The organism is Rothia sp. HMSC068F09, assembly GCF_001812775.1.
In the GTDB taxonomy this organism is placed as follows: Bacteria; Actinomycetota; Actinomycetes; order Actinomycetales; family Micrococcaceae; genus Rothia; species Rothia mucilaginosa_A.
This window is the reverse complement of record NZ_KV810430.1, coordinates 393,476-417,577: the sequence shown is the minus strand read 5'-3', so window position 1 is coordinate 417,577 and position 24,102 is coordinate 393,476. Positions and strand designations below refer to the sequence as shown.

The 24,102-nt window shown below is 63.4% G+C and carries 20 protein-coding genes, 1 tRNA gene and 1 riboswitch; of the genes, 13 read left to right on the top strand and 8 right to left on the bottom strand.

Annotated elements, in window-relative coordinates; translation table 11 throughout:
• The first annotated feature begins 468 nt into the window (after positions 1 to 468).
• A complete protein-coding gene (gene rlmC, locus HMPREF2874_RS08545) occupies positions 469 to 1,602 on the top strand; it encodes a 23S rRNA (uracil(747)-C(5))-methyltransferase RlmC (RefSeq protein WP_070649960.1) in 1,134 nt (377 codons plus the stop codon).
• A 94-nt stretch (positions 1,603 to 1,696) separates the two neighbouring features.
• On the opposite strand, the gene HMPREF2874_RS08540 is transcribed toward rlmC, so the two are convergent.
• Positions 1,697 to 2,209, bottom strand: a complete 513-nt coding sequence (locus tag HMPREF2874_RS08540; RefSeq protein WP_070649959.1) for a mycothiol transferase — start codon at positions 2,207 to 2,209, stop codon at positions 1,697 to 1,699.
• Positions 2,210 to 2,389: 180 nt separating this feature from the next.
• Between HMPREF2874_RS08540 and HMPREF2874_RS08535 the strand changes: the two genes are divergently transcribed.
• The 4 genes from HMPREF2874_RS08535 to HMPREF2874_RS08520 all read left to right on the top strand — a co-directional run bounded on the left by HMPREF2874_RS08535 (position 2,390) and on the right by HMPREF2874_RS08520 (position 6,771).
• On the top strand, positions 2,390 to 3,799 hold the full coding sequence (locus tag HMPREF2874_RS08535; RefSeq protein ID WP_070649958.1) for an FAD-dependent oxidoreductase: 1,410 nt from the start codon (positions 2,390 to 2,392) through the stop codon (positions 3,797 to 3,799).
• Between the two features lie 338 nt (positions 3,800 to 4,137).
• A complete protein-coding gene (locus HMPREF2874_RS08530) occupies positions 4,138 to 4,830 on the top strand; it encodes an isochorismatase family protein (protein ID WP_070649957.1) in 693 nt (230 codons plus the stop codon).
• Complete coding sequence (locus HMPREF2874_RS08525) at positions 4,827 to 5,594, top strand: SDR family oxidoreductase (RefSeq protein ID WP_070649956.1); 768 nt, start codon at positions 4,827 to 4,829, stop codon at positions 5,592 to 5,594. Before HMPREF2874_RS08530 ends, HMPREF2874_RS08525 begins: the two co-directional genes overlap by 4 nt.
• A gap of 73 nt (positions 5,595 to 5,667) precedes the next feature.
• A complete protein-coding gene (locus HMPREF2874_RS08520; RefSeq protein WP_070649955.1) occupies positions 5,668 to 6,771 on the top strand; it encodes an isochorismate synthase in 1,104 nt (367 codons plus the stop codon).
• 147 nt (positions 6,772 to 6,918) lie between these two features.
• On the opposite strand, the gene HMPREF2874_RS08515 is transcribed toward HMPREF2874_RS08520, so the two are convergent.
• Positions 6,919 to 7,866 carry a 4'-phosphopantetheinyl transferase family protein gene (locus tag HMPREF2874_RS08515; RefSeq protein ID WP_246823802.1) on the bottom strand — a complete coding sequence of 316 codons (948 nt, stop codon included), beginning with the start codon at positions 7,864 to 7,866 and terminating at the stop codon, positions 6,919 to 6,921.
• Positions 7,867 to 8,098: 232 nt separating this feature from the next.
• Between HMPREF2874_RS08515 and HMPREF2874_RS09630 the strand changes: the two genes are divergently transcribed.
• Complete coding sequence (locus HMPREF2874_RS09630) at positions 8,099 to 9,499, top strand: RNase H family protein (protein ID WP_070649953.1); 1,401 nt, start codon at positions 8,099 to 8,101, stop codon at positions 9,497 to 9,499.
• Between the two features lie 211 nt (positions 9,500 to 9,710).
• Here HMPREF2874_RS09630 and HMPREF2874_RS08505 read toward each other — a convergent pair whose 3' ends face one another.
• From HMPREF2874_RS08505 to HMPREF2874_RS08490, 4 genes are all read right to left on the bottom strand, one after another.
• Positions 9,711 to 10,001 carry a WXG100 family type VII secretion target gene (locus tag HMPREF2874_RS08505; RefSeq protein WP_049331538.1) on the bottom strand — a complete coding sequence of 97 codons (291 nt, stop codon included), beginning with the start codon at positions 9,999 to 10,001 and terminating at the stop codon, positions 9,711 to 9,713.
• 396 nt (positions 10,002 to 10,397) lie between these two features.
• Positions 10,398 to 11,897, bottom strand: a complete 1,500-nt coding sequence (locus HMPREF2874_RS08500; RefSeq protein ID WP_070649952.1) for a sensor histidine kinase — start codon at positions 11,895 to 11,897, stop codon at positions 10,398 to 10,400.
• Between the two features lies 1 nt (position 11,898).
• Positions 11,899 to 12,603: a response regulator transcription factor gene (locus HMPREF2874_RS08495; protein ID WP_049343156.1), complete on the bottom strand. Its 705-nt coding sequence runs from the start codon at positions 12,601 to 12,603 to the stop codon at positions 11,899 to 11,901.
• Between the two features lie 80 nt (positions 12,604 to 12,683).
• Positions 12,684 to 12,956, bottom strand: coding sequence for a hypothetical protein (locus tag HMPREF2874_RS08490; protein ID WP_049331544.1), 273 nt, complete (start codon positions 12,954 to 12,956; stop codon positions 12,684 to 12,686).
• 141 nt (positions 12,957 to 13,097) lie between these two features.
• Between HMPREF2874_RS08490 and HMPREF2874_RS08485 the strand changes: the two genes are divergently transcribed.
• From HMPREF2874_RS08485 to HMPREF2874_RS08475, 3 genes are all read left to right on the top strand, one after another.
• Entirely contained in the window at positions 13,098 to 13,937 is an 840-nt protein-coding gene (locus tag HMPREF2874_RS08485) for a DUF3027 domain-containing protein (protein ID WP_070649951.1), read from the top strand.
• 176 nt (positions 13,938 to 14,113) lie between these two features.
• On the top strand, positions 14,114 to 14,818 hold the full coding sequence (locus HMPREF2874_RS08480) for an iron-dependent transcriptional repressor DtxR (RefSeq protein WP_049331549.1): 705 nt from the start codon (positions 14,114 to 14,116) through the stop codon (positions 14,816 to 14,818).
• A gap of 526 nt (positions 14,819 to 15,344) precedes the next feature.
• A riboswitch (cyclic di-AMP (ydaO/yuaA leader) is annotated at positions 15,345 to 15,505 on the top strand.
• Positions 15,505 to 16,191: a C40 family peptidase gene (locus HMPREF2874_RS08475; RefSeq protein WP_049331550.1), complete on the top strand. Its 687-nt coding sequence runs from the start codon at positions 15,505 to 15,507 to the stop codon at positions 16,189 to 16,191. (Overlaps the previous riboswitch by 1 nt.)
• Positions 16,192 to 16,343: 152 nt before the next feature.
• On the opposite strand, the gene HMPREF2874_RS08470 is transcribed toward HMPREF2874_RS08475, so the two are convergent.
• Positions 16,344 to 17,357, bottom strand: a complete 1,014-nt coding sequence (locus HMPREF2874_RS08470) for a DUF4031 domain-containing protein (protein WP_070649950.1) — start codon at positions 17,355 to 17,357, stop codon at positions 16,344 to 16,346.
• Positions 17,358 to 17,541: 184 nt separating this feature from the next.
• Here HMPREF2874_RS08470 and HMPREF2874_RS08465 point away from each other — a divergent pair.
• A tRNA-Arg gene (locus HMPREF2874_RS08465) sits at positions 17,542 to 17,614 on the top strand.
• 107 nt (positions 17,615 to 17,721) lie between these two features.
• Here the strand turns inward: HMPREF2874_RS08465 and HMPREF2874_RS08460 are convergent.
• Complete coding sequence (locus tag HMPREF2874_RS08460) at positions 17,722 to 18,582, bottom strand: VOC family protein (protein ID WP_070649949.1); 861 nt, start codon at positions 18,580 to 18,582, stop codon at positions 17,722 to 17,724.
• 146 nt (positions 18,583 to 18,728) lie between these two features.
• Between HMPREF2874_RS08460 and HMPREF2874_RS08455 the strand changes: the two genes are divergently transcribed.
• From HMPREF2874_RS08455 to sucD, 3 genes are all read left to right on the top strand, one after another.
• Positions 18,729 to 21,722, top strand: coding sequence for a UvrD-helicase domain-containing protein (locus HMPREF2874_RS08455; protein ID WP_070649948.1), 2,994 nt, complete (start codon positions 18,729 to 18,731; stop codon positions 21,720 to 21,722).
• A gap of 379 nt (positions 21,723 to 22,101) precedes the next feature.
• Positions 22,102 to 23,268, top strand: a complete 1,167-nt coding sequence (sucC, locus tag HMPREF2874_RS08450) for an ADP-forming succinate--CoA ligase subunit beta (protein WP_049331559.1) — start codon at positions 22,102 to 22,104, stop codon at positions 23,266 to 23,268.
• Between the two features lie 29 nt (positions 23,269 to 23,297).
• Positions 23,298 to 24,102: succinate--CoA ligase subunit alpha (gene sucD, locus HMPREF2874_RS08445; protein ID WP_070649947.1), on the top strand; the 805-nt coding region annotated here is incomplete at its 3' end.

The window sequence follows — 24,102 nt, the reverse complement described above, 5'->3', positions numbered from 1 at the left end:
TTTGGGCGGTAACTCAAAGAGGCGTTGCGAGGTGGGGAAGGGGCAAGCGATATGCTGAGAAGATGAGCTCTCACACCACGTCTTCCTCTCATCTCTCGCATGCCCCGGCCCGCACCACTCGGAGCGTGAAGAGCATCGGATCGCGGGGCTCGATTCTGAGCATCGGGTCGGTGAACTCGTTCTGCAGTATTGGCTCCGTGAACTCGGCGTTTTCGATTGGCTCGGTATTCTCGATTGGATCCATCGGCTCTGTCTTTTCTGCCGGGGCCGTTGCCTCGTGCCTGGGCTTTCTTGGCGTGCTGTCGGTCTTTTCGGGGCTCTCTGTGCTTTCGGTGGGGTCGTATCGGTCGGCGCTGAAAGTAAATCGTCGCCCGGGGACTCGGCCATCCGATCCTTCGCGTTCCTAAGCACCCGCGCGTCATGGGCCGGCGGTGTGCTGGGCCGTGGAGGCGGTAAAATGGTTCCCCTATGGAATGTGCCTATTTTCGTGAAGACCTCTGCTCCTCCTGCCCCAGCATTGAGACCGCCTACACCGCTCAGGTGCAGGCGAAGCAGGAGCACGCCCGCGCCCTGCTTGCCGCGTACCCGCAGCTGCAGTGGCTGGACCCGGTGACCAGCGCGGAGGCGGGCTTCCGCAACAAGGCGAAGCTTGTGGTGGGTGGTTCGGCGAAGAACCCGACCCTCGGCATCGTGAACTACCGTACGGGCGCGTCCACTGATCTTGGCGAATGCCCGCTCTATATGGAGCCGATTCAGGCGGCTATTCCGGTGCTGCACGAGCTGATTCAGCGCGCGGACCTGACCCCTTATGACATTCCGAATCGTCGCGGTGAGCTGAAGAATATTCTGGTGAACGCTTCGGCTGCCGGTGAGCTGATGGTTCGTTTCGTGCTGCGTTCGAAGAAGCTTCTGGTGCCGATTCGTCGCCACATGGACTGGCTTCAGGAGCAGTTGCCGAACCTGGCGGTGCTGTCGGTGAACCTGCTGCGTGAACCGGTGGCGCGCGTTGAGGGCGACGAGGAGATTATTCTTTCGGAGCGTCAGACCCTGCCGATGCAGGTGAACGACCTGACCCTGCACCTGCGCCCGCAGAGCTTCTTCCAGACGAACACGAAGGTCGCCGAGGCGATGTACGCGCAGGGCCGCGAGTGGGTGCGTGAGGTGGCTCCGCGCTCGCTGTGGGACCTGTACTGCGGTGTGGGCGGTTTTGCCCTGCACGCCGCCTCGGTGATGGACGGTGGCTCGGTGACCGGCATTGAGATTAGTGCGGAAGCGGTCGCTTCGGCACAGCGTACGGTGGCTGAGTACGGGCTGAAGGGTGTGAGCTTTTCGGCTCAGGACGCGCCGGAGTTTGCGGTGTCTTCGGGCGCGGTGCCGCAGATGCTGGTGGTGAACCCGCCGCGCCGCGGTATTGGTGAGAGCCTGTGCGCGTGGATTGAGGGTTCGGGTATTGACCGTGTGGTGTATTCGAGCTGTAATGCGGTGACTTTGGCGAAGGATCTGGAGCGTATGCCGTCGTATGCGCCGGTGCAGGGCCGTGTGCTGGACATGTTCCCGCATACGGACCACTACGAGGTCATGGTGCTGCTGCAGCGCCAGTAGCGGCTTCTATACGTATGAGCGGTGGCGCCTCGGAGATGCAATCCGAGGCGCCACCGCTTTTTTGTGTCTATTGTCGGGGGTGTAGCGCTTGCCTCTAGCCCTGCGCCGCGAGAATACCCGCCGCGTACGCCGCCTGACCCACGTGCTGTGCCGCGTCGTCGATCATGCTGACCAGGCGCACACCGCGAGTCACCGCCGGAGTCCACGAACGGTCAATAATCTCACTCAAATCAGCCTCACTCAGCGTCTCCGCGTAGGCCGCGAGCGCCTCACCGGTCGCCACAAGGTACTCCACCAGAAGCGCGGAATCCTCCACCACAATGGAGCGTGCCTGCTCGGCGGTATGGCCGTAACCCATGGTGTCGCCGAGCTCGCCTAGGTTGAAACGCTCCCTGAACCCCTGAGTCTCCCAGACCTGCGGCTGACCGTTCAGAGCGGAAAGCTGCATGTCCATTTGCCGTCCGGCGTGCCAGAGTAGCCACGCAATCGAGTTCGGGTGACCGCCCGGATGCGCGTTCAAAGCCTCGGCTGACAGCCCCTTGACTGCCACGGCGGCTTCGATGCCGGGGCGGCTGGCGGCGTCGCGCAGAATATCGTGGGTTTTCATGGAATCCTCCTGAAGATGCTGGCTCCTCGCAGGGAGCCGGGTAGTTTCAGTCTACGCCCGCGTGTTCGTCGTTCTGAAAGAGCCGTCTTGAAAGAAAAATGTGGCGCTCGGGAATAATACTCATTTCTTCCCGTTGAACCCTGCGAAGACATCATCATCTGAATTCCACAGGAGAACACTATGACCACCCCCGCTCAGCTGCACTTTGACATGGTCGTCATCGGCTTCGGTAAGGGCGGCAAGACTCTCGCCGGCGCATATGCCAAGACCGGCAAGAACGTTGCCCTCATCGAACAGTCCACCGGCATGTACGGCGGCACCTGCATCAACATCGGATGCGTACCCACCAAGGCGCTCGTGCACCGCGCCGACGAGTTCCGTGCCCGCGGTGAGCACAGCGCCGAGGACGCAAATAGCGCTTACGAGTCCGCCGTCATCTTCCGTGACAAGCTGACCAGCGCGATGCGCGCCAAGAACCGCGAGATCCTCCTGTCGAACGAGACCGCAACCCTCATTGACGGCCGTGCACGCTTCATCTCTGACACCGAGGTTGAGGTCACCGCGGGCGAGGACACCCTGCGCATTACCGCTGACTACTTCATCATCAACACCGGCGCCGTTCCGGTCATCCCGCCGATTGAGGGCATCCGCGAATCTGAGCGTGTGCTTACCTCCACCGAGCTGCAGAAGCTCACCCCGCGCCCCAAGCGCCTGGGCATCATCGGTGGCGGCCCCATCGGCGTTGAGTTCGCCGGTATTTTCGCCTCCTACGGCACCGAGGTGACCATTCTGGACGGCGCTCCCGCCCTCTTCGGCCGCTACGATGAGGACGTCGCCCAGGTTGCCCGCGAAATTATTGCCGACCAGGACATCACCGTCCACTCGGGCGTGCGCGTTCAGTCCTTCAAGGACGGCGCTGACTCCGTGACCGTGACCTACCTCGACTCCGAGGGTGCTACTCAGCAGCTGGAGGTGGACTACGTGATGGTCGCGACCGGCCGCAAGCCCGCCACCGAGGGCCTGGGTCTGGAGAACACCTCCATCGAAACCACCGACCGAGGAGCAATCGTCGTGGACGAGCACCTGCGCAGCACCGTGCCGAACATCTTCGCGCTCGGTGACGTGAACGGTGGCCCGCAGTTCACCTACATCTCCCTGGATGACTACCGCGTGGTGCTCTCTCAGCTGGTCGGTGACGGTGCCCGCTCCACCAAGGATCGTAAGGCCGTTGCCGCAACCATCTACATGAACCCGCCGCTGTCCTCCGTGGGCCTGACCGAGCGTCAGGCAATCGAGGCTGGCCACAAGGTCAAGGTCGCTTCGAAGCCGGTTGCCGCAATTGCCGCCATGCCGCGCGCGAAGACCCTGGAGAACCCGCGCGGCATCATGAAGTTCGTGATTGATGCGCAGAGCGACCAGATTCTGGGTGCTCAGCTGCTCGTGGTGGAGTCCATGGAGGTCATTAACCTGGTGGCACTGGTGATGCGCCACGGTATTACCGCTTCGCAGTTGCGCGATGAGATTTACACCCACCCCTCGATTACCGAGGGTCTGAACGAGGTGCTGGCTGTCGCAGCGCCCGTGAATTAGTTTCACTGAGGTAGTTTTATCGAGTTAGTTTTACCGAGCTAGGTTCGCGCCCGAATTCACGTTTCGCGTAGCGTTTCTGCTTGTCCGAGTGCTTCTCCGACCGTTTCGCCCGTTGTTCCGTCAGCGGGTGAGCGGGCGGGGAAGCATTTTTGTTAAGGTTCAGACATACCTTGTATCTAAGCATGCCCTAAGATGGATATGAGATAAGCGCAAGCTCACTGACCGAGTGGTTAGTGCGAGGGCCTCGGAGGAGAGCCCCACTCACCGCTACGCCCACCGCAGTGCGCCACCTGCGCCACACATACAACCGAACATCATAGGCACGAACAGGGAGAACTATGGCACTGCCCAAAATCAAGCCCTACACCTACGTCGACCGCGAGCACAGCAACCGCGTGAGCTGGCCCGTGGACCCCAGCCGGGCCGTACTGCTCGTTCACGACATGCAGGTACACTTCGTCCAGGCCTTCGAGGGGGCAGACCTGGGGGAGGGCTACGGCAATGCCGATGCCCAGATTAACATCGCCATTCGGAATCTGCGCCGCCTCATCGACGCCGCCCACGCCGCCGGCATCCCCGTCTACTACACCGCGCAGCCGCCGCGCCAGGATCCCGAGGATCGCCGCCTGCTCATCGACTTCTGGGGTGACGGCCTGCAGAACGACGAGTCCGCCCGCGTGCTCGACGAGCTCGCACCGACTGACCGCGACACCGTGCTGACCAAGTGGCGCTACTCTGCGTTCGTGCGCAGCCCCTTCGAGGATTTGCTCAAGGAATCCGGCCGCGACCAGCTCATTATCGGTGGCGTGTACGCGCACATCGGCTGCCTGACCACCGCCCTAGAGGCGTTCATGCGTGACATTCAGCCGTTTATGGTTGCGGATGCGCTCGCCGACTTCTCGGAGGAGGAGCACCGCATGGCCTGCGAGTACGCCTCGGGCCGCTGCGCTCGCGTACTGAACACCGTGGATGTACTCGCCGACCTGCAGAAGGCTGAGAAGACCGAGGATGCAGAGGAGGCGCGCGCATGAGCTGGGTCATTGTGACCGGAGCGAACGGCGGTATTGGTGAGGCAACCGTCCACCAGCTCATTAAGAATGGTTATTCGGTGTTTGCGGCTGACCTTGCAGAGCAGCCCATTGCCTCCTTCGGCACCTACGGGGACGCGCTCTTCCGCTACCGCGCCGTGGACGTGACCAGCGAAGAGTCCGTCACCGCCCTCGCCAACGCTGTAGCGGCACTCGATGAACCCATCACCGGCGCGGTGCTCGCCGCGGGCATCGCCCACAGTCAGCCGCTGCTGGAAACCAGCTTCGACACCTGGAAGCGCCTGCACGCGGTCAACTCCGACGGCGTGTTCCTGTGCCTGCGCGAATTCGCCCGCCTCATGATCGACCAGCAGGCGACCGACCCGACCAACAGCCGCTCCCTGGTGACGGTCGCCTCCAACGCGGCGCGCGTGCCCCGCGCGGAGTTTGGTGCCTACGGCGCATCGAAGGCGTCGGCGGCGCGCGTGAGTTCCAGCTTCGGTCTGCAGCTTGCCGCGCACGGTATTCGCGTGAACTCGGTCTGCCCCGGTACCACCCGAACCCCCATGGTGACCGACGCCTGGGAGGGGGAGGACCGCTCCGCCCTGCCGGTTGCCGGTAACCCGGAAACGTTCCGCCTGGGCATTCCGCTGCGCCGTATCGCCGACCCGGCGGATATTGCGGCGGTCAACGCTTTCCTCATTTCTGAGGCGGCACGCCACATCACCATGCAGGAGATCGTCGCCGACGGCGGCGCCACCCTCTAAACCGCGGTTCGCGCCCCGCCCCTTGCACCTCGGGGCGCCCTGCGCGAGCCCACACGCCACTACCAGAAGTACAATGACGAACCTTCCCGATTTTATTTTTGCCACCGGCACCCGCGTGCTCCGCGCCGCCGGTGCGATGACCCCCGTAACCTTCGAGAACGCCCAGGAGGAGGCGAAGCGCGCCGGCACCGCCGTCGTGGGCCTCATCCCCTTCGACCCGGAGGCCCCCGCCTACCTCTTCGTCCCCGAACGCTTCGAGGAAGAGGAGGTGCCCGTCCCCGAGCACACCGTGAAGCTGGCCGAGCCCGTGTCGGTGACCGGCCGCCAGAACGATTCGTTCCGCACCGCCGTGGCCACCGCCGTGGAGCGCATGAAGGCCGGCGAGCTGAGCAAGATCGTGCTCTCGCGCGTGCTTACCGCCCGCTACGCCCCCGGCGCGCTGGACCTCGACGCGTTGTACAGCAACCTGCGCGCCCAGCAGCGTACCGCCTTCAACTTTGCGGTGCGCCTGCCCGAGGGCGAGCGCGGCATGAGCGGAAGCTACCTGATGGGCGCCTCCCCGGAGCTGGTGTTCCGCACCGAGGGCCGCGCCTTCAAAACCCACCCGCTGGCCGGTAGCGCCCCGCGTATCGCCGAGCCCGGTAGCGCCGAGGACGAGGCGATTCGCGACCGCCTGTTCGCCTCGCCGAAGGACCGCCACGAGCACGCCTACGTCATCAACGACATTGCCGAACGCCTGGCGCCCATCGCCGAGGAGTTGAACGTGCCGCAGGTGCCCTCGCTGCTCAAGACCCCGCAGCTCTGGCACCTGGCGACCCCCATCGACGGCGTGCTGAAGGAGGGCCTGACCTGCCTGGACGGTGCCCGCGCGATTCACCCGACCCCCGCAATCTGCGGCGCACCCACCGAGAAGGCGCTGGAACTGATTCGCCAGCTGGAGTCTTTTGAGCGCCGCTACTTTGGTGGCCTGGTCGGCTACATGGATGCCGAGGGTAACGGCGAGTGGGCGCTGGTGCTGCGTTGCGCCCAGGTCAGCCCGGACGAGGCGGTGCTGTACGCGGGTGCGGGTATTGTGGCTGAGTCCGACCCGGAGCTGGAGCACACGGAGACCGGCACGAAGCTCGGTAGCTTTGGCCGTGCTCTGGGTGTGGACACCCTGGGCGAAGATACGCCCTAACACTCTGTCTTGAACGCCTTGACGAGGCAGAATACAACGACTGAATACGATGACTGAATACGATGACTGAATAAAACGACGGAACGCGCTCGCTGGCATGGCGGGCGCGTTCCGTCGTTGTATCAGGTGTTAGGGGATTGAGCGCGGCTAATCGGTGAGCAGGCGCTTGAGCTCCAGGGGAGTGGCCACGGGCAGAAGCTCGACCTCAACCTGCGCGGGATCGCCCTCGGCTGGGTTCTCAACGGCCAGGGCGATGAGCATCTTCTGCGCGCCTTTGGGATGCTCCTCATCGGGAAGCGCCACGGGAACCCAGCGCAGGATAAAGGCCCGTTCGGGATTGCCCTCGGTATCGTCGCCGGGCGCGCGGAAGGTAGCGCTTGCCCGCAGCGTCTCGCCGGTCAGGTCCTTCAGGAGCTCTTCGTTAGAGTCGGTGCTTTCCGGTGCCCCGGCTCCTGGGTCTTCGGGGTCCCGGGCCGGGCCCTTCGGGGATTCGGCCCCGAGGGCTGCTTCGAGGGCATCCAACAGCTGCTCGCTAAACTGCACCCGGACCAGGGAGGGCGCCACGCTCAGGCCGTGGCCGGTTGCCTTAAGCACCGCCTCCTTCGCGGTCCACAGAGCCAGCGACAGCAGGCGTAGGGCGGAGGCGGGGTGCTCCTGTGCCACCCTCTCGTAGAACGCGCGTTCTTCATCGGAGAGTGCCAGGCGCGCAAAACCCGAGAAGAGGCGCGCATCCATGGTCTCGATATCCACGCCGAGCACCGTCGAGGGGTTACGGCTAAAAGCGCCCACGACCAGCGGATTCACCTGCGACATATTGAAATTCACGCCCGCGATGCGCGGCTTGCCGTGCTTCTTGCCGCTGGTGCACAGGGTGCAGGAGCGATCCACCTCAATCTCGGAGGCGGCACTCGAGGGCACATCCAGTCGTGCCGCCGCCATGGCGCGCATGAGCGCCTGCGTGCTCAGGTAGCTGACCGCCGCCGCGGGGGTCGGTAGCTGCGCCGCGTGCTGCTGCTCGGCGAGGCCCAGGTAGCTGAGCCAGCTGAAACGCAGGGGACCGTACATGGTGCGGGTCGGTAGAGCAAAAATCTGCACGCGCTCACCCCGCGAGGCGTCAGGATGGGCCGTGCGGGGGTTCCGGTTGCCAGCGGTTTCGGGGGCGGAGTAGCTCATGGAACCAGTGTACCCGCCCCGCACCGTCGCACCCCGCTCAGTTTTCCACAGTCGCGACCGCGCGCTACGCGTGCGCCTCGCCGGTGCGGTAAAGTCATCACAGACGAAACGACAGGACGGCCCCGCGCACCGGGCGGCGCAGAAAGAAGGAATCGTGAACGGCACGCAGGAGATCATCGCCGCGGCGGACGGATCGGCGCTGGGCAACCCCGGGCCGGCCGGCTGGGGCTGGTATATCGACGAGGACCACTGGGCCTGCGGCGGTTGGGAGCACGGCACCAACAACATGGGCGAGCTCAAGGCGGTGCTCGACCTCTTTGAAGCCACCGCTTCGCGCCCGGAGGCGAAGCTGCGCGTGTACTGCGATAGCCAGTACGTCATTAACTCGCTGACCAAGTGGATGCCCGGCTGGAAGAAGAAGGGTTGGAAGAAGTCCGACGGCAAGCCCGTGCTTAACCGTGACCTGCTGGAAGCGCTGGATAACGCCCTGACCGGCCGCGACTACGAGTTCATTTGGGTTAAGGGGCACGCCGGTCACGAGCTCAACGAGAAGGCCGACTCCCTGGCCAATGGCGCGGCGCGAGCCTTCCAGGAAGGCCGCACGCCCGATGGCGGCCCCGGCTTCGGCTCGCTTGCCTCCGGTCGCGAGGACGCCCCGGCGCGGGTTGAAGCGGCTTCTGAAGCTACCGCCACGACCACGGCTTCCGAGGGTGAGCCTGCCGCCTCCGTGGATGCCCACCTGCCCGTGGAGGAGTTCACCGCCGCCGAGATTGAGAATGCCCAGCGCGGTGTGGAGAGCCTGCGCCTGTCCGGCCTGCTGCGCCCCGCCTCGGCCGTGGATGCACCCGACCCGGAGGCGGTCCGCACCCGCAAGGAGCAGCTGGCCCTCGCCGCAGAGCGTGCCGCCGAGCGCGATGCCCAGGCCCTGGTCCGCCAGCAGGAAACCGCCAACCAGGCCTCCGCCGCGCAGGCGGAAGATGAGGACGACCTAACCGGCCTGGAAGAGTTCGCCGGCCTCGACCCGAACGATGTGGATCCCGCCGAGCTGCTGGGCGAGGGCGCAGAGACCCTGCCGCCCACGGAGACCCCGGCGCCCGCAGAAGCCCCTGCAGAGACCCCCGGTTCCGTGCAGACCGCCGCGCCTGCTGTCTCCACCCCCGCTGTCTCTGAGCCCGCCACTCAGCCTTCCGCACGGCAGGCTCCCGCCACGCCGCGTCCCGAGGATGCTGCCGCCGCCGAACAGCTATTGGAAAGCCGCGGCGCCGTCATGGACCCGGCTCAGCTGGATGCCCTGCTCCACGAGCGTCTGGTGTGGGTGACCGCCACCGGCAAGTCGGTTTCGCGTTCCTCGGTGTTACAGTATCGCGAGCGCGCCTTCACCCAGCAGGGTGCACCGGCCAAGCAGGGGGTTCAGCAGATTGATGCCTCGAGCGTTCTGGTCATGGCCGCCGTGGCAACCGCCCGCGGTCGCGTGAGCCGCTCGAGCATCTGGCATTACGACGCCGAGCGCGGCCTGTGGCGCCTGCGTTTCCGCCAGGAGACCCCCGCCTCGTAGCGCCCACCCGGTATCTCCCGGTGGGTTCGCCGCCCGCGGCCTCGGGAAGAGCCTCTGGAAAGAATCTCTGGGAAGAACCGGGAAAGAGAACATGAGAAACCCGCCGCCCCTCGAATAGTGAGGTGCGGCGGGTTCTCCGTTGGTACGTCACGCGCACGGGGCCCATCCAGTGGTGGCGGGACGTACCGGGTGCGGGCTGTCTAGCCCACGTTTAGCCCACGAACATCGAGGCGTTGGCCTGCTCGGTGTCGGCGTAGTTGACGCCTGCGCGGGAGAGCGCCTCGTTGATCTGGGTGATGGATTCTTCGACCTGGCGCTGGGTAGCGTGCCAGTGATCCAGTACGCCCTGGAAGTTGGCCGATGCCGAGCCCGTCCAGGAACTCTGCAGGTCGTGCAGGGAAGCGGTCATGCCGTTGACATCCGCGGTGATGGACGCGACGTAGGACTTGGCCTGGGCGCTCTTGGCCGCAATGACCTCAGAATCGACGTTGAACTGTGCCATGGGTTTCTCCTTTGAGAGTGGTGGGCGGCGGGTTGCCGCTGGGAGGGTTTGCCCCGGGTTATGAACTATCCCGAGTGCATGACACCACTATATTCTTTCAAAATGCATTAAACTACCTAAAAAAGCCTCAATGAGAGAATCTGTGGATAAACCTTCCCGATTGCTTCCAACGCACCGAAAATTTCGAACGGGGCCTTCAGAATCCGGCTGAATATTGCGTTGTGCCCTTTGCGCAGCGTCCATCCAGCGGTGCGTCCACACCCGGTCGTGCCTGCCGGAGCCGACCGATTGAACCCTCCGGACACGACGAAGCCCCCGAGCGTAAGGCTCGGGGGCTTCTCTGGGGCTTTCTTCTGGGTTTCGGTACGCCGCTGGCTGCCGGAGACACGTAACCCGCTAGTTCAGCAGCTGCTCATCCGAGATGGGCGGCGGGTAGTAGGGTAGCGAGATGACGAAGGTCGCGCCGCCACCGGGGGTCTCCTCAATGTGGATTCGGCCGTCGTGCTGTTCGATGATGGCGGCCACGATGGACAGGCCCAGACCGGTGCCACCGGTCTCGCGGGAACGCGAGGTGTCGGTGCGGTAGAAACGCTCAAAGACGCGCTCGCGATCCTCGCCGTGAATACCGGGGCCGTGGTCGCGCACCTCAAGGGTGGCCAGCGGGAATCCCGCAACCTCCTCACGCACGCCCACCGCAATCTCCAGGGGCGTGCCGTCGGGGGTGTAACGCATCGCGTTGGTCAGCAGGTTCGCCACGACCTGACGCATGCGCGATTCATCGCCAAGCACCGGCGCGGAGGTGGGGGCAACATCGTCGCTGAGGCCCACGAGCGAAACCTCGCGGTCGGGGGCCGTAGCGTAGGCGTCGTTGCTGGCGTCCACCGCCAGGTTAAACAGGTCGAAGGGCGCCAGCTTGGACTCTCTGCGCTCGTCGATGCGGGCCAGTGTCAGCAGGTCCTCGACGAGCTGGCCCATGCGCTTGGACTCCGACTCGATGCGGCTCATGGCGGTGCCGACCGCCTCCTCGGTGGGAAGCGCGCCCTGGCGGTAGAGCTCCGAGTAACCGCGGATACTCACCAACGGGGTGCGTAGCTCGTGGGAGGCGTCGCCCACGAAGCGCTGCATCTTCGCCTCGCTCTTCTCTCGGGCCTTAAAGAGCGCCTCAATCTGGGCGAGCATGGTGTTCAGCGAGATGGCGAGGTTACCAATCTCGTTGTTCGGGTTGTAGTCCTCGATACGCTGGGAGAGGTCGCCGGCGGCAATCTTGGCGGCGGTCTGCTCAACGCGCGCGAGCGGCTCGAAGGTGCGCGTCACAATCACCCACGTCATGGCGATGGCCGAGGCTAGGGTGGCGAGTCCAAACGCGAAGGTGAGCACGCCGACCAGGGCGACCACCTGGTTGGTCTGCTTGAGCGGCATCGCGATGATGAGGGAGCTCGCCTCGGTCAATCCCGAGGAGTCGTTCGCCTCAATCGGCACGGCAAGTAGACGCCAATCGGCGGAACCGCTGGAGGAGCCAACGGTCACGCCCTCCTCGTTCTGCTTGCGCACCTTCTCAGCGGTCCAACCGTTCAGGGTAGGTTCGCCGGCCTGCTCGTCGTGCTCGGAGCTGAGCGAGTACAGCACCTTGCCGTCCTTATCGAGCAGGTAGACGCGGTAGGTGCTGAGCGACCCCTCCTGCTTTCCGGAAGGTCGCACGGTGGCCAGCTGCACCAGTGCCGGTGCGCTGGTCTTCATCTCTTCGTCCAGCTGGTGCACCATCTGGGCGCGCAGAGCAGAGATAGCCACGAGGCTGGTGACGGCAATCGCCAGAGCGATGAGCATGGAGGTCACCAGCACCAGCTGCGTGCGCAGGGAAAGCGAGAGGGGGATGCGATCGAGGGGTTTGAGCGCCACGTTAGCCTCGGGAACCGCGAATCATGTAGCCCACACCGCGCTTGGTGTGGATGAGCGGCTCGTGGTTTTCGCGGTTGTTGTCAATCTTGCGGCGCAGGTACGAGATGTAGGACTCGACGATCGAGGAGTCACCGTTGAAGTCGTACTCCCACACGTGGTCGAGAATCTGCGCCTTGGACAGCACACGGTTGGCGTTGAGCATCAGGTAGTGCAGCAGGTTGAACTCGGTGGGGGAGAGGTCGATTTCTTCCTCGCCGAGGAATACCTCGTGGGTATCCACGTTCAGGCTCAGGTCGTCGACGCGCAGAACGGCATCGTCCTCGTCCTGGACGGTGCGGCTACGGCGCAGGATGGCGCGGATGCGGGCGATCACCTCGTCCAGCGAGAAGGGCTTGGTCACGTAGTCGTCGCCGCCGGCACCCAGGCCGGTGACCTTGTCCTCGGTGGCGTCCTTCGCGGTGAGGAAGAGGACGGGGACGGTGCTTCCAAGCTCGCGCAGGCGACGGGTGACCTCGAAGCCGTCCATGCCGGGCATCATGACGTCGAGGACAATCAGATCGGGAGATTCGGTGTTGGCCTTCTCGAGGGCGTCGCGGCCGTTACCGGCGGTGACGACCTCAAAACCGGCAAAGCGCAGGGAAGTGGCGAGTAGTTCAAGAATATTGAATTCGTCATCAACGACGAGGAGCTTGGCTTCAGCAGACATACTCTTTATCTTTCGTTCTGAAGGGCAGGAAGGTGATCTGTCGGTGAGTAGAGAAATGCAGTGTGTGCAATAGTGTGTGGTTAGGCTTTAGAGCGCCGCAGAACTGCCAGGCCGAGCGCAACCATCAGCGCGATGAATGCGACGGGCAGAAGCACGAGCGGAATCTGGCTCATGACGGCGGGCGGGGTGGCCCCGGCCCACTTCATAAGGAGCATGACGATTCCGCTGAGCAGGCAGAGGAGGGCGAGAATACCGCCTCCCGCGCCCAGCCAACGAATGGCACGGGCGTAGGGCAGAGGCGCGGACGCCCGGTCTGAACTGCTGTGCTGGGTCTCTACGGAGGTGTTACTCATAAAATTAACCGTATCAGCTTGTGCCCAGCTCTCTGCTAGCAAAGCCCCAGAATCGGGGGTTTGGGCCCCAAATTCACAGCGTTTGTGAAGCTTAGAGGGCCTCCCGAGGTGTTCGTGTACGCGAGATGCTTTAATAGGGGTATGTCTGAACAGGTGAATGAACTGCTCCCCGAAACCGTGCCCGCCCCCGATACTCCCGCAGATGGCGCTCTGCCCGCTGCCGCCCCGGAGGAGGCCGAGACCTCGGTGGATGGTGCTGTACCTGAGGAAGTAGAGACCGCGCAGAAGATTGCGGATGAGGCCGCCGAGGAGAAGACCGAAAAGGTCGTCGAGGCCACCGTGGAGGCAGCCCTCACCGAGGCCGCCGAGGAAGCCGAATCTTCCCGGACCCCCGCTGATACTTCTAACGACCCTTTCTCCGCGCCGGCTGAGGACCCGGGCGAACCCTCCCTGGGCGTTCCGCACAAGGCCCGTCGCACCTCCAAGGTGGATGAGATCCTGGCGGCGGCTAAGGATGTGGCGCTGCAGGGCGTCCGCGAGATTACCCCCGACCACAATATTGGTCTGGTGCACCATGTGCGCCCCGAGGAGGAGCGCCTGAGCACCCACCTCTTCGAGTGCACGATGCCCGGGTACCGCGGCTGGTTCTGGTTTGCGACCCTCTCCCGCGCCCCGCGCTCGAAGGTCGCTACGATTTGTGAGGTGGGCCTGCTGCCCGGTGATGATGCGCTCATCGCTCCGGATTGGGTGCCGTGGGCTGACCGAGTGCGTCCCGAGGACCTGGAGCAGGATTCTTCGTCCGATTCTTCGGAGGCACCCGCTGAGGAGAAGGCCGAGGGCTCTGAGGCCGCCACCGCAGCCTCCGAGGAGAGCGCGGAGAGTGCAGAAGAGGGTACCGAGACTGCACCTGCCGAGACCGCTGAGGTTTCTCTGGATTCCGACCGGGATTCCGAGGGGTCTGAGGGCAGCGTCTCCGAGTAGAGCCACCACCATAGAGATTTAAGGAGCCCCGCGGGGTGCCCGGCTGTTCGCGCTGGGCAACTCGCGGGGCTCTCTCGTGGCAAAAACCGCCCAAAGGGTACATAATGGTTTATTGAGTAAACTAACGACTTAGGCAGGGCTACCTACGCACTGTCGCGCTGATGGCTGGAGAGATAATGACTGACCTTATCGACACCACAGAGATGTACTTGCGCACTATTCTCGAACTGGAGGAAGAGGGCATCGTCCCCATGCGCGCGCGCATCGCCGAGCGTCTGGAGCACTCCGGCCCGACCGTTTCCCAGACTGTGGCCCGCATGGAGAAGCACGGACTGCTCACCGTTGAGCCTGACCGCCACCTGGAGCTGACCGACGAGGGCCGCCAGAAGGCCGTCGAGGTGATGCGCAAGCACCGCCTGGCTGAGCGTCTGCTTTCCGATATTATTGGCCTGGACCTCGAGTATGTGCACGAAGAGGCCTGCCGCTGGGAGCACGTCATGAGCGATAAGGTCGAGAAGCGCATCCTGCAGATGCTGAACGAGCCGAAGTTCTCCCCCTACGGCAACGCCATTCCCGGTCTGGAAGAGCTGGGCATTGAGAGCGAGAAGAACGACGAGCGCACCGTGCCGATGTCTCTGGCCGCTCGCGATTCGGGCCCCGAGGACCGTTTCACGATTTCCCGTTTCCCCGAGTCCATTCAGACCGACGTTGAGCTGCTGAAGCTTCTGGCGGATGCGGGCATCGTCTACGGCGCCTCGGTATCGGTTGTGGCCGGCCAGAATGATGACGTGATCGTTCACGCCGACGGAGAGGACGATACCCTGTCCCTGGACATGGACGTGGCAAACGCAATCGTCGTGAAGCGCGCCAGCGCCCTGTAGACGTAGTTAAACAGCTGTGGAGGCGGCGCCTTCCCCGAGCGGGGGAGGCGCCGCCTCCTCTGTTTACGGTTTCCGTAGCGCTCTAGTGCCGCCCGCGGGCTCGCGTGCGCGTGCTTATACTCCTCTATCCGTGGCTTTGGCAACTGCAGAAGAGTGCATTTTTCGTGTTTTTCGGTCGTGTGGGAGGCCTCAGAGGAGGCGGAATGCTGTTTTCTGGGAGATCGGTTTAAGAGACGAGGTTTATTTTTAAGAGTTTTGAATCCTGTTCTTAAGGGGCAGTGGCGCCCTTAAAAAGAATGTGCATCCTTATGAAATACCTAGTCAGAGCCATTAAACGGTTGCTAGGAGTCGCATTGATTGGAGCTTGGGTGCTTGCGCTATCAAGTATTCACCCAGGGGTGAAACGCCGAAATTTAAGCCCGAGAGAGGTGACAACTGGGAGTTTTCTGTGTATTCTCATTTCTGTGCCCAAATCCTCAACGTAAGAGGGCACCGTCGAAGCGGTTCCGCTGAGTTCTGCCAACGCTTCGATGAACGTCTACCCAGAATGGCAGAAGCGGGGGACCCAATCCCCAAGCTGGGATACGGCTTCTCACTCGAGAAGCCTCGGGGCTAAGTCACTTCGGTGGCCGAGCGAATCCATGCTCGAGCCCGACAGCTCACCTCGTCAGGCAATGGAGGAAACAATGGCTAAGAAGATCGTACGTACCGCAGGTGCAACCCTCGCAGCAGGCGCAGTTCTGCTCGGTTCGACCGTTCCCGCGAACGCATTCGCACAGATCCCCGCTGCAGCTGATCTGTCCTACGACTACACCAACTACGAGTTCGACTACACCAGCTACACCACCCCCGCAACCACCTACGTTGCACCCCAGGCTCAGGCACAGCAGACCTACGTTGCTCCCGCAGCAGCTCCGGCACCCGCAGCTGAGACCACCTACGTAGCACCCCAGGCTGAGACTCAGCAGGCTTACGTTGCTCCCGTAGCAACCCAGGAGCAGGCTGCTCCCGCTGCTTCCTCCAACACCGGTAATGCTTCCCGCGACGCAATCGTCGCAACCGCAATGAGCGGTCTGGGCGGCTCCTACGTTTGGGGCGGCAAGAGCTACGGTGCATGGGACTGCTCCGGCTTCACCTCGTGGGTTTTCGCTCAGCACGGCATCAAGCTGACCGCTTTCACCTACGCAATGAAGAACGAGCTGCGCCCCACCTCTAACCCCCAGCCCGGCGACATCGTCTTCCAGAACGGCTACAGCCACGTTGGTATCTACCTGGGCGATGGCAAGATGATCTCCGCTCTGAACCCCACCAACGGTACCCTGGTGCACCCCACCTCCTGGATGTCCGTTGATGGCTACTACACCGCTCTCTAAGCCTTGGTGCATAAGAGCTGGGTCTAGCCCAACATACTTCGAAAAGGCGCCTACCCCGCACGGGGTGGGCGCCTTTTGCGTGCCCATTCAGCGCGCAGAATACCGCCGAGTGTGCACGTGCACACTCGGCGGTACGTGTTGAGGCCGCTTCTCTACGGTGCGAGAGCCTGCAGGAGCTTCTGCGGGGCCTGGTCCCACTCGGTGAGCTCCGCACGTAGATTGACCCGCGCGGGCTCCTCCCAAAGTTCGCGGGTTCGCTCGGAGAGGAAGATGCGCTCACGCTCCAGGACGGAGTGCAGGAAGGTTGTGCGGCCGGTGCGGAACGCCTCATCATCGAAGTGGGAGTACTCGCTACGTACCCCGCGCAGGTAGCGACGGTAGCGCGCCGGTTCGGCCGCCAGGATGGCCATGTCGGCGTCAAGGAAGAACTCAATATCTGCCGGATTGTAGCCCGCCGGTAGTTCGGTGGATTCGGGCAGCTCGTGGGCTGCCGTGGCGCGAACCAGAAGGCGCACCAGCTGTAGCTCCTCTTCGCTCAGCAGACCAGCAACGACCAGCGGCTCCAGGGAGGCGCCCGCCAGCTGTTCGCTGCGGCGCTCATCCTCACCCGGCGCGCCCTCGTACACGGCATCGTGGAACCACGCCGCCAGAACCAGCGGCAGGGGAGTAGAACCCTGCGTGCGGTGTGCGTAGAGACGGTCCAGATCGGTGAGCATCTGCGAAAGGTGCCCGCTGTGGTGGTAGGCGCGGTGCGGCTGCTCCCACGCCTGCAACAGGCGCTCGCCCAACTCAGCCACCTGCGTTACGAGCCGGGCCCGCGACTCGGCGGACGCATCCGCACGCTCGAGGCGGGGCGCAAACGCCGCCTCCCAGGCGCGAAGCAGGCGCGGGCGGATCTTCTCGGGGCGTTCCTTCAGGGGAATCCGCAGACCGCTCGTAATCAGCGTGCGAGTCAGCTGTGCGCCGCTGAGCTCAATCGCGCCCGCCTGCACCAGCTCCTCGTAGAGGTGCGCCGGAACATCGTAGTGGTCGCGGTCGAAGGCACGCTCGCTAATGCCCGTCGCCGCAGCGAACTCGTGCAGTTCCGCCAGGGATGCATCGGAGATGAGGTGCGAGAAGACGGTGCCGTGCGCGGGCCAGACGGGCGGGTCAATGTAGATGCTCATTCGTACATTGTAGGAGTGGTTCTGCCGCCGGGCGTGGGTGTCTTCGAACGGTGAACACAGACGGTGAACACGGGTTGGGACGCCGGGCGGGCAGGGCGCGGGCGGGAACATAGGCATGGCTGCTGGTGGCTTCTAGGGTCCCGTGGCGAACAGTCGTGCGGGGTGCTTTATACTGGATAGGTACGCCCTCGTAGCTCAGGGGATAGAGCACTTCTCTCCTAAAGAAGGTGTCGGACGTTCGAATCGTCTCGGGGGCACACAGAACCGGCATGCGTGCCGGTACGAGAAAACCGCCCGTCGCTTGCACTAGCAGGCGCGGGCGGTTTCTCTGTTTCTGCACGTAACGAGTACTCAAGAAAACACGTTATAGCTGAGACAGGTCAATCTTGCCCATCTGCAGGATCTTCTCGCGAGCGGCCTCGTCCGCCATCAGCTCAGCAATATTGCTCGGGACAACCTGCCAGGAAACGCCCCAGCGGTCTACACACCAGCCGCAACGCTCCGCCTCAGGTACCGCGGAGAGCCGTTCCCAGTAGCGGTCAATTTCCTCCTGGTCGCGGCAGGAAACAACGACCGAAACCCCTGGCGTGAACGTGAAATCGTGGAAAGCGCCAGAATCGGCAGCTGCCAGCCAGGTGCCCTGCAGGTTAAAGTCGGTGAACATGACTGCATCCGATCCAAAGGGGGTGCCCTCCGGATAGTGATAGAGGGTTCCGCGGCGGGCATCATCAAAGATAGAAAGCCAACCGTTGGTGGCTTCTTCTGCATTGCCGTGATTCGTACCGCCAAACATGAACGAGGGAATGACGAAGGGGCGAGGGTCACCCTCGGGGTTGGTGAGCATCAGCTGCCAGGTCATACCGAAACGGTCACGAACCCAGGCGTAGTGAGGAGAGAAAGGGTACTCGCCCAGTTCCATCAGCACACCGCCACTGCTCAGCTTTTCGTAGAGCTCATCAAGGTAGGCGCGCGCTTGCTCATCGCCACCGAACAGGAGCGGATCAAAGTTCAGAATGCAGCTGATGGACTGGTTCGGGGTGTACCGGTTATCACCGTTGATGAGCGTGAGCTTGAAACCGTGAATGCTGATAGTCGCCGTGAGTCCGGGAATCTGCTCGGTAATGGAGGCGTTGCGGAAAACCTCGGTGTAGAATTGCGCGGCTTCATCAGCGGTGCCGTTGCACCACAGGGCGCATGACAGGGTGGGGGTTGCGGTCTGAGTCATGCGGTCATCCTAGCACGGGGAACCTTGGATACAGGCGTGTAGCTGCCGGCGGGAGATAAGCTGTGGGTGACCGAACGGGTGGGAGCCGCGGAGTAAATGCGGTAGCATGGAATATCGAACGTGTATTCTAGGCAGCGAGGTAGACGATGAGCGACAAGCCCGAACAGCAGAAGCAGCCCTTCACCGAACAGGACGGCCTCTTCGCCGCCGAACTCGTCACCCCCGCAGCACCCGCACCGGCTGACCTTGCACCGGTGGACGAGCCGCCCTTCGACCCGTACTACGACGTACCCCCTGCCGAGGACGACTACTACGCGCCTCCCATGGACGCCGCAGTGATGGATGCCCCGGTGATGGAGGCGCCCGCACAGGACGCACCCGTCGCCCTGCCCACCGGCATGCCCGCCTACAGTGCCCCTGCTACCAGTGTCCCCACTACCAGTGCGCCCGAACCCGGCGCACCCGAACCCGGCGCGCCCGCCGCCTTCACCGCCGCAGACCCGCTCGGCGACTTCATGCCGCCCGCTTACCGAGTCGGCGGCTACGGCGAGGACTTCGACCCTGCCGACCCCTACAATGAACGCACCCACAGCCTCAATGCGGTGGACCCCGCCTCCCTCACCGCCGGGCTCAACGAACGTCAGGAAGAAGCCGTGCTGCACTCCGGCTCGCCCCTGCTCATCGTCGCGGGCGCCGGCTCCGGCAAGACCCGCGTGCTCACCCACCGCATCGCCTACCTGCTTGCAACCCACCGCGCGACCCCCGGCCAGATCCTCGCCATCACCTTCACCAACAAGGCTGCTGCCGAAATGCGTGAACGTATCGAGGCGCTGGTTGGCCCTCGTGCCAAGCACATGTGGATTTCGACCTTCCACAGCTTCTGTGTGCGCGTGCTGCGCCGTGAGGCCGCCGCCCTGGGCCTGAAGTCCACCTTCACGATCTACGATTCGACCGACTCGCAGCGCCTGCTGAGCCTCATCATCAAAGAGCTCAACCTGGACCCCAAGAAGTTCACCGCCAAGGCAGTGGGCAACCGTATTTCCGCGCTGAAGAACGAACTGGTCAGCGCTGAGGCGTACGCCTCCCGCGTGGCCTCCGATAACCCGTATGAGAAGACCATCGCGCAGATTTACACCGTCTACACGCAACGTCTGCGCGCCGCCAACTCCCTCGACTTTGACGACCTGATTGGCCGCACCGTCTTCCTGCTGAAGAAGTTCCCCGAAATCGCGAACTACTACCGCCGCAAGTTCCGCCACATCCTCGTGGACGAGTACCAGGACACCAACCACGCCCAGTACCAGCTGGTGCGCGAGCTGGTCGGCGCCCACGCGAAGGTGCCGGCTGACCGCGGCCCCTACCCGGACGCGGTGCCCCCTGCCGAGCTGACCGTGGTGGGTGACTCCGACCAGTCCATCTACGCATTCCGCGGCGCAGACATTCGCAATATCACGGACTTCGAGAAGGACTACCCGAACGCCCACACGATTCTGCTCGAGCAGAACTACCGCTCCACGCAGAACATCCTCTCGGCGGCGAACGCGGTCATTGAACGCAACCCCGATCGTCGCCCCAAGAAGCTGTGGACCGCATCCGGCGCGGGCGCGAAGATTATCGGTTACGTGGCCGAATCCGAGCACGCCGAGGCACGCTTCATCACCCGCGAAATTGACCGCCTGGCCGACGAGCACGGCGTGCAGCCCGGCGACGTTGCCATCTTCTACCGCACCAATGCGCAGTCCCGAACCCTCGAGGACATGCTCATGCGCGCCGGCCTGCCCTATCGCGTGGTCGGCGGTACCCGCTTCTACGAGCGCAAGGAAATCAAGGATGCGCTCGCCTACCTGCGCGCCCTGAGCAACCCCGATGACGACGTGAACGTGCGCCGCATCCTGAATGAGCCCAAGCGCGGTATCGGGGCCAAGTCCGAGTCTGTGGTGGCCGATTACGCGACCGCTCACCGCATCTCGTTCTTTGCGGCGGCTCGTCAGGCTGCCGATGTTCCGGGTCTGGGTGCCGCCGCCGTGAAGAAGTACGCCGAGTTCGTGCGCCTCATGGATGACCTGGCGCAGATTGCCCGCACCGAACCCGCCGCAACCTGCCTGGAAGCGGTCCTGGAGCAGACCGGATACCTGGCGGCTCTGCGCGCCTCCAAGGACATTCAGGACGAGTCGCGTGTGGAGAACCTCTCCGAGCTGCTCGACGCTATGGTCGAGTTCGAGACCGAGAACCCCGGTGCTGACCTGGAGCAGTTCCTCGAGCACGTGGCGCTGGTTGCCGATGCTGACTCGATCCCGAACCGCCCTGCCAGCGCGGAGGGTGAGAACGCCTCCGCCGCACAGATTGCCGCCGAAGCGGCCGAGGCGAAGGCCCAGGGCATGGTCACCCTCATGACCCTGCACACCGCCAAGGGCCTGGAGTTCCCCGTGGTGTTCCTGACCGGTATGGAACACGGCCTGTTCCCACACCAGCGCGCCCTGACCGATGAGAAGGAAATGAGCGAGGAACGCCGCCTGGCGTATGTGGGTCTGACCCGCGCCATGGAGCGCCTGTACCTGACCCGCTCCGAGACTCGCACGATGTGGGGTAAGAGCCAGTTCAACCCGCCCTCGCCCTTCCTGGAGGAAATCCCGGAGGAGCTCATCGAGTGGAAGCGCACCGCGGGCTTCTCTGGCTTCGGCGCCTCTGGCATGGGGGCCTACGGCGCTCGCGGTGGTGGCTCCTATGGCGGCGGCTCATACGGTGGTTCCTACGGCAATGGTTACTCCGGCGGTTCGCGCTCCGGATACGGCTCGGGTTATGGCTCTAACAGCTATGGATCCCGAGGTTCCTACTCTGATTCCTATGAGTCCCGCCCTGTGCGCCGCTCCGAGCCGTCCACCGCGGATATTAACGGTTCGGCGAGCTACGGGCTGGCGGCGGCTACCGCCTCCTCGAAGGTGACGAACCGTTCCCGCGTGCATCAGAGCAAGGAAATCCCGACCCTGGCGGTCGGCGATACCGTGCGCCACACCAAGTTCGGTGAGGGCCGCGTGCTCGCCGTTGAGGGTAGCGGCGATAAGACCGTGGCGAAGGTTCGCTTCGGCTCGGAAGAGAAGCGCCTGCTGCTGCGTTACGCGCCGCTGGAGAAGGTGAGCTAGCGAGTCAGGAGCGAGAACCTGATAGAGCTGATGGAGGGGCGGGTATCCGATGGTGTCCGCCCCTGCCTTGCGCGCTCCCTTGCGCGTGCTTTAGGTGCCTGGCTCCTAAACCTTTTCCCGGCATGCGATACGCGGTGATATCCACCCCGCAATATCTGTGACCTAAGTCGCTAAAATCCCGTATTTCGGGCTCCGTGAGTGCGAGCTCACGCCGAATCCGATAGAGTAGAAACGAGAGAAATTCCCCGCGTCAATGATGCGCGTGCGCCGGGTGCGAGAGACCCCTATCGCACCGTAGCGGGCACATGGGGAATACTCCTCTAATGACCAGGCCGAGCGTACACCGCGCTCGGCACCACTTCGAAGAAGAAGGACACCTGTGGACCTTTTCGAATACCAGGCGCGCGAGCTCTTCGCCAAGCACGGCGTTCCCGTGCTCAAGGGCATTGTTGCGACCACCCCTGAAGAAGCAAAGGCAGCAGCTGAGGAAATTGGCGGCCTGACCGTCATCAAGGCTCAGGTTAAGACCGGCGGCCGCGGTAAGGCCGGCGGCGTGAAGCTCGCAAAGTCCCCCGAAGAGGCTTACGAGCACGCTAAGGCAATTCTCGGCATGGACATCAAGGGCCACACCGTTCACCGCGTGCTGGTCGCCGACGGCGCAGACATCGCTGAAGAGTACTACTTCTCCCTGCTGCTGGACCGTGCAAACCGCTCCTACCTGGCAATGTGCTCGGTTGAAGGCGGTATGGAAATTGAGCAGCTGGCAGCTGAGCGTCCCGAGGCGCTGGCCAAGGTTGAGGTTGACCCGCTGGTCGGCCTGGACCAGGCTAAGGCTGAGGAGATTGTGAAGGCAGCAGGCTTCTCCGCAGAACTGCAGGAGAAGGTTGTTCCCGTCCTCGTCAAGCTGGGTGAGGTCTTCAGCAAGGAAGACGCAACCCTGGTTGAGGTTAACCCCCTCGTTCTGACCCCCGAGGGCACCATCCTGGCCCTGGACGGCAAGGTCTCCCTGGACGACAACGCAGAATTCCGCCAGCCCGAGCACGAGGCTCTCGTGGACAAGTCCGCAGAGAACCCCCTGGAAGCTAAGGCAAAGCAGTTCGACCTGAACTACGTGAAGCTGGACGGCGAGGTCGGCATCGTTGGTAACGGTGCAGGTCTGGTTATGTCCACCCTGGACGTCGTTGCCTACGCCGGTGAGAACCACGGCAACGTCAAGCCCGCTAACTTCCTTGATATTGGTGGCGGCGCCTCCGCCGAGGTTATGGCTGCCGGCCTGGAGATTATTCTGGGCGACGAGCAGGTCAAGAGCGTCTTCGTGAACGTCTTCGGCGGCATCACCGCGTGTGACGCAGTGGCCGACGGCATTGTGAAGGCTCTGGAGATCCTGGGCGACGCAGCAACCAAGCCCCTGGTTGTGCGCCTGGACGGCAACAATGTTGCTGAGGGTCGCCGCATCCTCTCCGAGGCGAACCACCCGCTGGTTGTTCTGGCTGAGACCATGGACTCCGGCGCCGACAAGGCAGCAGAGCTCGCTCACAAGGCGTAATCGCCAGCAAAGGATTTCAAGGAAGTAATATGTCTATCTTTGTGAACAAGGACTCCAAGGTCATCGTTCAGGGCATCACCGGTGGCGAGGGTACCAAGCACACCGCACGCATGCTCGCAGCTGGCACCAACATTGTGGGCGGCGTGAACGCCCGCAAGGCCGGCACTACCGTCACCCACAAGGCAAAGGACGGCTCGGACATCGAGCTGACCGTGTTCGGTACCGTGGCTGAGGCCATGGAGAAGACCGGCGCGAACGTCTCCATCGTGTTCGTTCCCCCGGCCTTCACCAAGGCAGCAGTTCTCGAGGCTATCGAGGCTAAGATCGGCCTCGTCGTCGTCATCACCGAGGGCGTTCCGGTTCAGGACTCCGCAGAGTTCTGGGCAGCTGCTAAGGCATCCGTGGACGAGAACGGCAAGCAGATCACCCGCATCATCGGCCCCAACTGCCCCGGCATCATCTCCCCCGAGGAGTGCCTGGTCGGCATTATCCCGGCGAATATCACCGGCAAGGGCAAGATCGGTCTGGTTTCCAAGTCCGGTACCCTGACCTACCAGCTGATGTACGAACTGTCTGACATTGGTTTCACCACCGCTATCGGTATTGGTGGCGACCCCATCATCGGCACCACCCACATCGACGCTCTGGAAGCTTTCGAGGCTGATCCCGAGACCGAGGCAATCGTCATGATTGGTGAGATCGGTGGTGACGCTGAGGAGCGCGCCGCTGAGTACATCAAGGCTAACGTGACCAAGCCCGTCGTTGGTTACATTGCAGGCTTCACCGCTCCTGAGGGTAAGACCATGGGCCACGCAGGCGCTATTGTCTCCGGTT